General features: G+C 33.9%; 10 protein-coding genes. 3 read left to right on the top strand and 7 right to left on the bottom strand.

The features are described from left to right. From RQ907_RS05320 to RQ907_RS05295, 6 genes are all read right to left on the bottom strand, one after another. Positions 1 to 196: 4Fe-4S cluster-binding domain-containing protein (locus RQ907_RS05320; protein WP_311492346.1), on the bottom strand; the 196-nt coding region annotated here is incomplete at its 3' end. Further along, the gene (gene nrdD, locus RQ907_RS05315; protein WP_311492345.1) at positions 193 to 2,313 is read right to left on the bottom strand and encodes an anaerobic ribonucleoside-triphosphate reductase; all 2,121 of its coding nucleotides are present in this window, start codon (positions 2,311 to 2,313) and stop codon (positions 193 to 195) included. The genes RQ907_RS05320 and nrdD, both read right to left, overlap by 4 nt. A 187-nt stretch (positions 2,314 to 2,500) precedes the next feature. Further along, complete coding sequence (gene clpB / locus RQ907_RS05310) at positions 2,501 to 5,077, bottom strand: ATP-dependent chaperone ClpB (protein WP_311492344.1); 2,577 nt, start codon at positions 5,075 to 5,077, stop codon at positions 2,501 to 2,503. 1 nt (position 5,078) lies between these two features. Then, positions 5,079 to 6,008, bottom strand: a complete 930-nt coding sequence (locus RQ907_RS05305; protein WP_311492343.1) for a J domain-containing protein — start codon at positions 6,006 to 6,008, stop codon at positions 5,079 to 5,081. Positions 6,009 to 6,193: 185 nt separating this feature from the next. Then, a complete protein-coding gene (locus RQ907_RS05300; RefSeq protein ID WP_311492342.1) occupies positions 6,194 to 6,712 on the bottom strand; it encodes an adenine phosphoribosyltransferase in 519 nt (172 codons plus the stop codon). A gap of 38 nt (positions 6,713 to 6,750) precedes the next feature. Then, complete coding sequence (locus RQ907_RS05295; RefSeq protein WP_311492341.1) at positions 6,751 to 7,623, bottom strand: LCP family protein; 873 nt, start codon at positions 7,621 to 7,623, stop codon at positions 6,751 to 6,753. An 86-nt stretch (positions 7,624 to 7,709) separates the two neighbouring features. Between RQ907_RS05295 and RQ907_RS05290 the strand changes: the two genes are divergently transcribed. From RQ907_RS05290 to scfB, 3 genes are all read left to right on the top strand, one after another. Beyond that, positions 7,710 to 9,062 (top strand): aminotransferase class I/II-fold pyridoxal phosphate-dependent enzyme, encoded by a 1,353-nt coding sequence (locus RQ907_RS05290; RefSeq protein ID WP_311492340.1) that lies wholly within the window; start codon positions 7,710 to 7,712, stop codon positions 9,060 to 9,062. A gap of 44 nt (positions 9,063 to 9,106) precedes the next feature. Continuing rightward, positions 9,107 to 9,256 (top strand): six-cysteine ranthipeptide SCIFF, encoded by a 150-nt coding sequence (gene scfA, locus RQ907_RS05285; protein ID WP_311492339.1) that lies wholly within the window; start codon positions 9,107 to 9,109, stop codon positions 9,254 to 9,256. A gap of 128 nt (positions 9,257 to 9,384) precedes the next feature. After that, positions 9,385 to 10,767, top strand: a complete 1,383-nt coding sequence (gene scfB / locus RQ907_RS05280) for a thioether cross-link-forming SCIFF peptide maturase (protein WP_311492338.1) — start codon at positions 9,385 to 9,387, stop codon at positions 10,765 to 10,767. Between the two features lie 34 nt (positions 10,768 to 10,801). Here the strand turns inward: scfB and RQ907_RS05275 are convergent. Next, the coding region (locus RQ907_RS05275; protein WP_311492337.1) for a phosphoribosyltransferase family protein at positions 10,802 to 11,016 on the bottom strand (215 nt) is incomplete at its 5' end.

Raw genomic sequence — 11,016 nt, 5'->3', positions numbered from 1 at the left:
CCTCCACCTGGTTAAGTTTAAGGTAAGAAATCACTTCTTTTTCAGCATCTTCGTCCCATTTTTTTCCGTGGTCGAAATCCATATAGTCAGTATTAAAGCAATTTGGACAATTCCTGTCACAGCCTGTAAGGAAAAAAGTGGTCCTGATACCAGGACCATTTGCTACATCATATTTTCTAATTTGACCGTAATTCATATGTGAAGAACTCTTGCCTTTATTTCCTTGGTCCTGCCTTCATTCCAGAAGTTTTCTCCAAGGTAACCACAAGTCCTTCTTACGACTGTTAAGGTTGCCCTATCGTGGTTGCCACAATTTGGACAATACCATTGGTTATTTTCATCCAGAAGGATTTCTCCATCGTAACCACAGTTGCCACAATAATCGCTCTTTGTGTTAAATTCAGCGTATTGGATGTGATCATAGATATACTCGATCATAGTTAGGACTGCTTCTATGTTGTTGGTCATATTTGGTATTTCTGCATAGGAAATACAACCACCTGTGGATAATTTTTGAAATTCTGATTCAAAATCAAATTTATCAAAAACTGAGATATTTTCCCTAACATCTACATGGAAGGAATTTGTATAATATCCCTTATCTGTAACGTCTTTTATATCTCCAAATCTTTCCCTATCAATAGATGCAAACCTGTGGGTTAAGCTTTCTGCAGGTGTGCCGTAAACAGCAAAGGCAATACCATATTGATCTGACCATTCTTTTTTCTTGTCATTTAACATATCCATTATTCTCATGGCAAAGTCATGGCCCTTTTGAGTAGTATGACTTTCGCCAACAGTTAATTTTGTGGCTTCATATATTCCAATATAGCCAATTGTAACTGTTGCATAGCCATTTTCTAGAAGCGGTTTTATGGATTCGTGTTTTTTAAGCCTTGCTATTGCCCCATGTTGGAAGTGGATTGGTGAAGAATCGCTTGTCACCTTCGCTAGGTGTTCATACCTCAAAAGTCCTACTCTCTTAATAAGGTCAAGTCTTTTTTCTAATATTTCAAAGAATAAATCTTCATTTCCATCTGCCAAAATACCGATTTGTGGAAGGTTGATTGTGCAAACTCCCATGTTAAACCTACCATCAAACTTATAGTCTCCATACTTATCCTTGTAAGGAGGAAGGAAGGCCCTGCAGCCCATTGGTGAAAATACATTTCCTTCGTAGTTTTCACGCATTTTCTTAGCTGATATATAATCAGGATACATTCTCTTGGCTGTGCATTTAGCAGCAAGACGTGTTAAATCAAAATATTTTGAATCTGGATTTATATTATTTTCGTCAAGGACGTAAATTAACTTAGGAAAAGCTGGTGTTACATATACTCCTTGGTCGTTTTTAATGCCTTGGATTCTTTGTTTCAAGATTTCTTTGATAATCTCAACTGTCTGGTCAAGATAAAGATCATTTTCATCTGTATGCATGAAAAGTGTTACAAACGGTGATTGACCATTTGAAGTCATAAGGGTATTTATTTGATATTGGATAGTTTGAATACCACTTTCAAGATCTCTTTTAGTAAGAGCATCTGCCATTTCTTTAGCCTTATCAGTATCACCTAGTATTTCTTTTGATAATTTAAAGTTCTTATTAAAGGACTTTTCTAAATAAGGACTTAGGCAAGAAATATTTATTGATTGGCCACCATATTGGTTTGATGCAATTTGAGCTATAATTTGAGTCATAACATTGCATGCAACTTGGAAAGACTTTGGTGTTTCAATCATCTTTTCATTTACAACTGTCCCATTATCTAGCATATCTTTCATATCTACCAAACAGCAATTGAAAATTGGTTGAATTAGATAATCTAGGTCGTGGATGTGGATAGCTCCCGAATCGTGGGCTTCCACTAAATCTGCTGGGATTAACTTCCTTTTTGCTATATCCTTGGCTACTTCGCCAGCAATTAGGTCTCTTTGAGTTGAAGCAATGATTGGGTTTTTATTTGAATTTTCATCCATTACATCTATGTTAGTTTGATTTAGAAGTCCGATTATTTCATCGTCAGATGTATTTTGCTCACGCTTATAAGCCTGAACTGACTTATAAGACTCGTAGGCCTTGGCTGTAGCAGGATTTTTCCTGTCTATTAATTTATAGTAGACCAAATCTTCGATTTCATAAATAGAGATTTCTCTTTTGTTTTTAGATCTCTCCTCAATTTCATCAGCTATTTCAGCCGCCTGGCCTCCCACATAAATACCACTTGGAGAGTGCATGGCTTTTTCTATAGCAATGATAATTTTATCTTTATTAAAATCGACTTTAGTCCCGTCTCTTTTAATTACTTGTAACATTTTTACCTCCGAAATTACACTATAATCATACCATATTTTAATTTTTATGTAAAATAAATTATACTATATATTGTGGTCTGTTATTTCATTTTACTACATATAGTATGAAATCCCAGAAAATAGCCAAAGTAAAAACGGAGCAATCTATTAAATTACTCCGTTATTATTTCTACTTGTCTATACCAAGCTATTTAGTTTTAAATTCTAATTGATTATCAACTAGGTCAAGAATTGCTGTGTCTTTGTCAGTAACTTTTCCTTCGATTATTAGCCTACCAAGTTTTGTTTCTACATTTCTTTGTAGGTATCTCTTAACAGGTCTAGCACCATATTCTACATCATAAGAATTATCTAGGATGTATTTCTTAGCTTCTGGTGTAATCTCAAGTTTAATATCCCTATCAGCAAGTCTCTTTCTAATATTATCAATTTGTAGGTCGATAATTTTATAAACTTGATCACTTATTAGTGGTGTAAACATCACAATATCATCAATTCGGTTTAAAAATTCTGGCTTAAATGAACGTCTTAAAGCCTCATCCACTTTCTTTTGGTTTTCTTCTTTTATAGTGCCATCTTTATTTAGACCATCTATTAAATATTCTGAACCAATATTTGATGTCATGATGATTATAGTATTTTTAAAGTCTACAGTCCTGCCTTGGCTATCGGTTAACCTACCATCGTCTAAAACTTGTAACAAAATGTTAAAGACATCTGGGTGGGCCTTTTCGATTTCATCAAAAAGGATAACTGAGTATGGTTTTCTACGAACAGCTTCTGTTAATTGACCACCTTCCTCGTAGCCAACATAGCCTGGAGCAGCACCAATTAGTCTAGATACAGAATACTTTTCCATATATTCACTCATATCAATCCTAATCATATTGTGCTCGTCGTCAAACATTGCCTCTGTTAAAGTTTTTGCAAGTTCTGTCTTACCAACACCTGTTGGACCTAAGAAAATAAAAGATCCTATAGGCCTATTTTGTTCTTTTAGACCTGATCTTGCCCTGATTATAGCGTCAGAAACCGCTTCTATAGCCTCATTTTGACCGATAACTCTTTGGTGAAGAGTCTCACCTAGGTGGAGAATTTTTGTTCTTTCTGTTTCAACTAATTTTGAAACTGGAATATTAGTCCAGCTAGAAACAACATCTGCTACATCTTCGTCAGTTACCTCTTCCTTTATAGAAGATTCGTCACTATTAGATGCACTTGCTTCTTTTAATTTATTTTCTAGTTCAACTAGTTTTCCATATTTGAGTTCAGAGAGCTTTTCGAAATCATAGTTCCTCTCAGCTTGGTCTATTTCTACCTTAACCTTATCTATTTCTTCCTTGATAGATTTTACATCGTCAATGGCAGATTTTTGTTCTTTCCATTTTAAGAAGTCTTCGTTAAAGTTTTCTGAAAGATCTGCTAATTCCTTTTCTAGGTCTGCTAATCTCTTTTTTGAATAGTCATCATCTTCTTTCTTTAGAGCGGTAATTTCAATTTGTAATTGTAATAGTTTTCTCTTTTGTTCATCAAGGTAGGCTGGCATGGTGTCTATTTCAGTCCTTACTGTAGCACAAGCCTCATCCATAAGGTCAATTGCCTTATCTGGTAAAAACCTATCTGAAATATACCTATCAGATAATTCTGCAGCTGCAATTACTGCTGAATCCTGAATCCTAATACCGTGAAAGATTTCATATTTTTCCTTGATACCTCTAAGGATTGAAATTGTATCTTCAACACTTGGTTCTTCTACCATTACCTTTTGGAATCTTCTTTCAAGAGCTCCGTCTTTTTCTATATATTCCCTGTACTCATTAAGGGTTGTAGCGCCAATAACTTTGATTTCACCACGAGCAAGCATTGGTTTCATAATATTTGATGCATCCATAGCACCTTCTGACTTACCAGCTCCAACTATAGTATGGATTTCGTCGATAAACATTATAATTTGACCGTCAGATTTTTTTACTTCTTCGATTACTGCCTTAAGTCTTTCTTCAAATTGGCCCCTATATTTAGCACCAGCAACTAAAGCACCCATGTCAAGAGAGAAAATCCTCCTACCTTGAAGTGGTTCTGGCACATCGTTATTTACGATTCTTTGGGCAAGACCTTCAACAATGGCTGTTTTACCAACACCTGGCTGGCCGATTAAAACTGGGTTATTTTTCTTACGGCGAGATAGAATCCTCAAAGCATTTCTGATTTCTGCATCCCTACCGATTACCGGGTCAATTTTTCCTTCCCTTGCTTCTTGGGTTAAATCTCTACCGAATTTTTCCAATGGATTTGAAGTTTCTTCAGGATTATCTGTTGTAACTTTTTGACCATTTCTGACTTTTAAGACATAGTCTTTGAAAGCCTTGTAAGAAATATTAAATTCTTTATTAATTGGTGACATTTCTGTACTCTCCTTGAGTAAGGAAAGAAAAATATGTTCCACAGAAATGAAGGAATCTCCCATGGCATCTGCCTCATCTTCAGCCTTCAAAAATATCCTTTGAAAAACTTGAGAAGGGTAAGTATTTGCATTTCCAGATTGCTTTGGTAGATTTTCTACCTTGTCTTCAATTTTTTTCTTATATGCGTTTACATCTACTCCCATTTTGGATAAAACCATTGATACATAGGAGGATGGGCTATCAACTAGGCTAAGAGCTAAATGAAATTCATTTACTTCTGGATTTGCATCCTTGATTGCCATTGAATTTGCATTATTGATAGCTTCGATTGATTTTTGTGTTAATTTGTTGTTGTCCATATTATCCCTCGATTTCTTTTAACTTTTTGTATAATTCTATTTGTTCTTCGTTTAGGTCTGGGTTTTCTATCAAAACTTCTAGGATTAAATCACCTGTCTGATTTTTCCTATCTGTATAACCTAGGTTCTTAAGTCTAATTTTCTTATTAGAAGTGATTTTTTCTGGAATTGTTACTAAAATATTTCCTTTTATGGTTGATATTTTTTTCTTTGTTCCAAAATAAGCATCCCAAGGACTAATCTTTACTTTTTTGATAAAGTCAATTCCATCTAGTTTTAAATCTTCAGTTTCTTTTATCTTTACCAAGACATATATATCTGCATTTACTCCATATTTAGAACCATCAATTTTTATCTTGTTTCTATTCTTGATACCTTTTGGAATATTGATTTCTACATCTTTTATACCTGTATCAGACTTTATAGAAATTTTCCTTGTTGTACCTTCCATGGCTTCGTCAATTGATATACTAACTTCAGTATCTAGTTTAGACTTAGGTTTTTTACTAAATCCACTTCCAAAACCTGTGTTAAATCCTCCGAAACCTTGAGACTTTCTTGAGGAAGTATTTCCAAATCCTCCAAAAAGGGTGTCAAAAAAGTCTGAAAAACCTGAACTATTTGAACTTGTATATGTGTAAGAGCCGTTACCGAAGTTTCCAAAATCAAAGCCAAAATCCCTTGGGTCGAAATTTTGACCACCAGAGAAGTTTGCATTGGCACCGAAGGTGTCATATTTTTTTCTCTTTTCTGGATCTGATAAAACCTCGTAGGCTTCATTTATTTCTGTAAATTTTTTGTTTGCACTTTCATCATCTGGATGAAGGTCTGGGTGGTATTTTTTGGCAAGCTTCCTATAAGCTTTTTTAATTTCATCAGCGCTAGCTTTTTTGTCCACCCCTAGCACTTCATAATAATCTCTATATTGCATTTGTACCTCCATCTTATTTCTTTGACCATCTCTGACCTTAATTAAACTATACTAGGAATAATTCTTATTTCAAGTATCTTTATAAGTTTATTTTGAAAAATAAATATATTTTCTGCCAAGGTAAATATGCTTAATTTTAGCCATTAAAAAAGAGATTTCAAAACGAAACCTCTTTATATTTAATCTTAATGGTCATACTCTACTAGAGAAATGACATCATAGTCTTTTAAAACTTCTCTGCCCTTTAAAGATGTAAGTTCAATTAAAAATTCAAAGCAAACCACATCCCCACCTATGGATTCCACAAGTTTAGCAGCAGCCTTTGCAGACCCACCTGTAGCTATAAGATCGTCGATTATTACAACCTTATCACCCTTATTTAGGGCATCTTTGTGGATTTCTAGTTCATTTGTACCATATTCCAAGTCATAGCTAATTTTTTCAATTTCTCCAGGTAGCTTTCCAGGCTTTCTTATTGGTATAAAGCCCTTGTTTAGCCTATCAGCAAGTGGTGCTCCAAAAATAAGCCCCCTTGACTCTACACCAGCTATGTAATCAAAATCATAGCCTTTAAGTTTTTCTTCTAGTAGGTCTAAAGTCTCTTTAAAACCATCCTTATTTTTTAACAAAGTTGTTATATCCTTAAAGGATATGCCCTTTTCTGGGTAATCTTCTATTACTCTAATTAATGATTTTATATCCATATCTCCTCCATCTTGTTCATAACTATTATACCCATTTCCTAGTTTCTTAAAAATGAATTTAAGTATCTTGTCCTTATATTTTCAATTGAATTTGGATAAATCTTATAATATGAGATTCCTCCCTTATTAAAGCCCTCGCCTTCAAGCCTTACTGAGTTGATTTGTGATTGATCAACTGATTTAATTTTCACGGCTATGGACGATAATTCTTTTAAATTCATATTTGTTTGTATATATGGCTTCATAGCTGCATAAACTTTTGGCAATTTAGGTAAGTTTTCTACCTTACTTGCTTCTTTCATAAATTGTTTTAGAAAATTTTGCTGGGTGTTAATTCTTCCAAGGTCTGCATTTTGATAACCCTTCCTAAACCTAACATATTTTAAAACCTCATCACCAGTCATCTTGTGAATACCAGGGCTAATACGCATGGCTCTAGCGACTTCTTGGCTAACATCTACATCCATTCCGCCAAGGGCATCAATACCTTTAATGACCGCTTCAAAAGAAATAACTATATACTTATCAAGGTTAATTCCTAAAAAATTCCTTACAACATTCATTGTCAAATCTATTCCCCCATAAGAATGGGCAGCATTTATCTTATCCATCTTTCCGTTTATAGATACATAGGAATCTCTTGGAATAGAGATCATATCTAAGGAATCATTTTTGCTATCAGTCTTAATAAGCATGAGGGTATCAGTTCTTGTACCAGTTTCTTTGCCAGTTGAATCTACCCCTGCAAGGAGAAACAAAATTTCATCCTTAGGTTGAATTATATTTGAAATTGGGTTTTCAATTTTATTACCCTTAAAAAATCCAAACAAAATAAAACCTGCTGCAAAAATTATTACAAATAGCAAAAATATAATAATTGATTTTATTATTCTTATAAATTTATTTTCCATTTTATCACCTAGCCTTATCATACACCCAAAAGTTTATTTTACCTTACAAAATTTGTAAGTTAAGCTATAATATTAGTGGAGGACCTATGTTAAATAAAATCATTGATAATTACCTAAAAGAAAATTACTATCCCTTTCACATGCCAGGTCATAAGAGGTCAGAGATTTTTGACTCAAATCTTGGCTACGGAAGAGATTTTACAGAAATAGATGGACTAGATAACTTAAATGACCCTAAGGAAGTATTTGTAGATATGGAAAGAAAAATCGCGGAAACATACGATGTCAAAGACGCTATTATATCTACAAATGGATCTACATCCGGAATCTTAGCCAGTATAAGAGCCATAAGCCAAAATAACAAAAATATCCTAATCCAAAGGTCGTCCCACAAGGCTGTCTACAATGCCTGTCTAATCAATAAATTAAAAGTCGACTACATTGGCGTAAAGACAAATGACATCGGAGCTATAGTTGATATTTCTTTTGAAGACTTAGAAGATAAATTAAAAAATAAAACCTACTCGGCTGTTGTGGTGACTTCACCTTCTTATGAGGGATATATTTTAGATATAGAAAGAATTTACAAGATATGTAAAAAATACAAGGCAAAACTCATTTTAGATATGGCACACGGTTCTCACTTATTTTTAACAGGAGCATATAAAAATACCTTTGATATTGCCATAACTTCCTTTCACAAAAATCTGCCTGCCCTCACACCAGCTGCGGCAGTTTTAATTAACGATGAACAGATCGTAAAAGATTTGAGATTTGCCATGTCTATCTTTCAAACCTCGTCCCCTTCATATTTGATTTTACAATCCATTGACTATATTTTAGAAAACATAGGAGAGATGGAAATATTAAACCAAAAATTACAGGCAAATCTAGTAGACCTTTATAAAATAAAATTAAAAAACTTAAGTCTAATTGACGATAAAAATAAGGACAGGTCTAAAATTCTTATTTCAACCAAAAATACAAATATAAACGGCAAGACCCTCGCCAACTTATTAAAAGAAGAAAAAATCGAAATAGAAATGGCCTACCCTTCCTATGCCCTATTAATAGCGAGCCTTTGCGATAGGGATAAGGGTTTTGACCTGCTTAAAAATGCCCTAATAAAAATTGACAAGACCCTAGAAAAATCTGCATATTTATTTAATTTCACCTACCAAAGCCCTCAAAAAATTTACCAAATATATGAAGCTATGGATTTCGATTCGGAATTAATTAAGATAGAAAATTCTCAAGGTAGGATTGCGGGTGGTTTTACTTATGCCTATCCACCTGGAATTCCTATCCTTGCCCCAGGTGAACTGATTGATTCTAAGGTTTTAGAAAATATAAATAACTTACAAAAAAACAATATAAGGCTAAATCTAGTTGGCAAGTCTATTGCAGTCATAATTGACAAAATGAATAAAAACTGTTAATATAATAATTGAATAAGAAATTCTTATCGATAAGGAGATTTGATATGAAAAGAATACTTACACTTAACACAAGAAATCTTCACAAGAGCCAAAAAGACGGTGGATGTGGCGAATGCCAAACTTCTTGCCAATCTGCTTGTAAAACATCTTGCGGAGTAGCCAACCAAGAATGTGTTAGCAAAAAAAGAAAATAAATAGGAAAAAACTTGCACTATTTAATAACTTACTTACATATCTGTAGGTAAGTTTTTTTCTGTTTATTACTTTTATAATCCTTGCAAATAAGTATAATAGTAAGGATTTTACTAATAAAGGAGATTTTATGATACACCAATATAAAGCTAAGGGTTTTAATATTGTTTTAGATATATATAGTGGATCTGTCCACCTAGTAGATGATGTCACCTACGATATAATAGAAAATTATAAAGATACAGACTTAAGAGAACTAAAAAATACCATTAAAAATAAATACGACTTAAATGATGAAGAAGCTAAGGCAGCCTTTGATGAGGTAGAAGAATTGATTGCTACAGGTCAATTATTCACAGAAGATTCTTTTAAAGACCTTGCCATCGATGTTACAAAAAGACCTACAAATATCAAGGCTCTTTGCCTAAATGTTGCCCATACTTGCAATTTTACTTGTGATTATTGTTTTGCAAAAGGTGGCAAATACCACGGACCAGATGCCATCATGACAAAGGAAGTAGCTAAAAAAGCCATTGACTTTTTGCTAGAAAATTCTGGTAGGCACTATAATCTTGATATAGACTTTTTTGGTGGAGAGCCTTTGATGAATCTTAATGTGGTAAAATTTACTGTTGATTACGCAAGGAGCAAAGAAAAAGAATTTAATAAGCACTTTAACTTCACCCTTACAACCAACGGTCTACTTCTAAATGATGATACCATAGATTATTTGAATGAAAATATGAAAAATGTTGTTTTATCCTTAGATGGTAGAAAAGATAAGCACGACCACTTTAGAAAGACCTTGGCTGGTACGGGTTCTTTTGACCTAATCGTGCCAAAATTCCAAAAATTAGTCGAAAAACGTGGCGATAAGGAATATTACATGAGAGGTACCTATACAGCCAACAACCTCGATTTTACAGAAGATATCAAAACCTATTTAGACCTAGGTTTTAAACGCACTTCTCTTGAGCCAGTTGTGGGTAGCCCTGATAACGAATATGCCCTAAAGGATGAACACCTTCCAATAATATTTGACCAATACGAAAAACTTGCAGATATGTTGATGGATGCCATTGACAAGGACGATAAGTTTATTTTCTACCACTATATGATTGACCTTGAAAATGGTCCATGTATTCACAAAAGGCTTTCTGGTTGTGGGTCAGGAACTGAGTACATGGCGGTAACTCCAACCGGCGACCTCTACCCTTGCCACCAATTTGTAGGCAATGATGACTTTAAAATAGGAAATATTTTTGACGGTGTAAAAAATACTGGACTTGTAAGCCAGTTTAAAACCTGCAACTGCTATTCAAAATCTGAATGTAGAGAATGTTGGGCAAGTATGTACTGTTCTGGAGGCTGTGCTGCAAATAATTTCAACGCCACCGGAGATTTAAACCATACCCACGATTATTCTTGTAAACTTTTTAGAAAAAGAATTGAGATGGCTCTCGCCGTTAAAATCTATCAGTTTATGAAAGATACAGAAACAGAACAAGCATAAAAATAAGCCAGGAAATTCAACAATTTCTTGGCTTTTATAGTACTCTTTTTTCTGAAGCAAGGGCTAAGATTTTGATATCTTTAACATTCGCTCGCTCTAAAACTCTAATCATTTCTAGTGATGTATTACCTGTAGTAACCAGGTCATCGATTATCAAAACTGATTTTCCTGTCAAATCCTTATCCAATTTAAAGGCACCTAATAAATTTTTAGTCCTGTCTTCTTTGCCCAAATCATGTTGGGCCTTAG

Source organism: uncultured Anaerococcus sp., assembly GCF_963510575.1.
Taxonomy (GTDB): Bacteria; Bacillota; Clostridia; order Tissierellales; family Peptoniphilaceae; genus Anaerococcus.
Note: the sequence above shows the minus strand (reverse complement) of the source record. Positions and strands in the feature narration are given on the sequence as shown.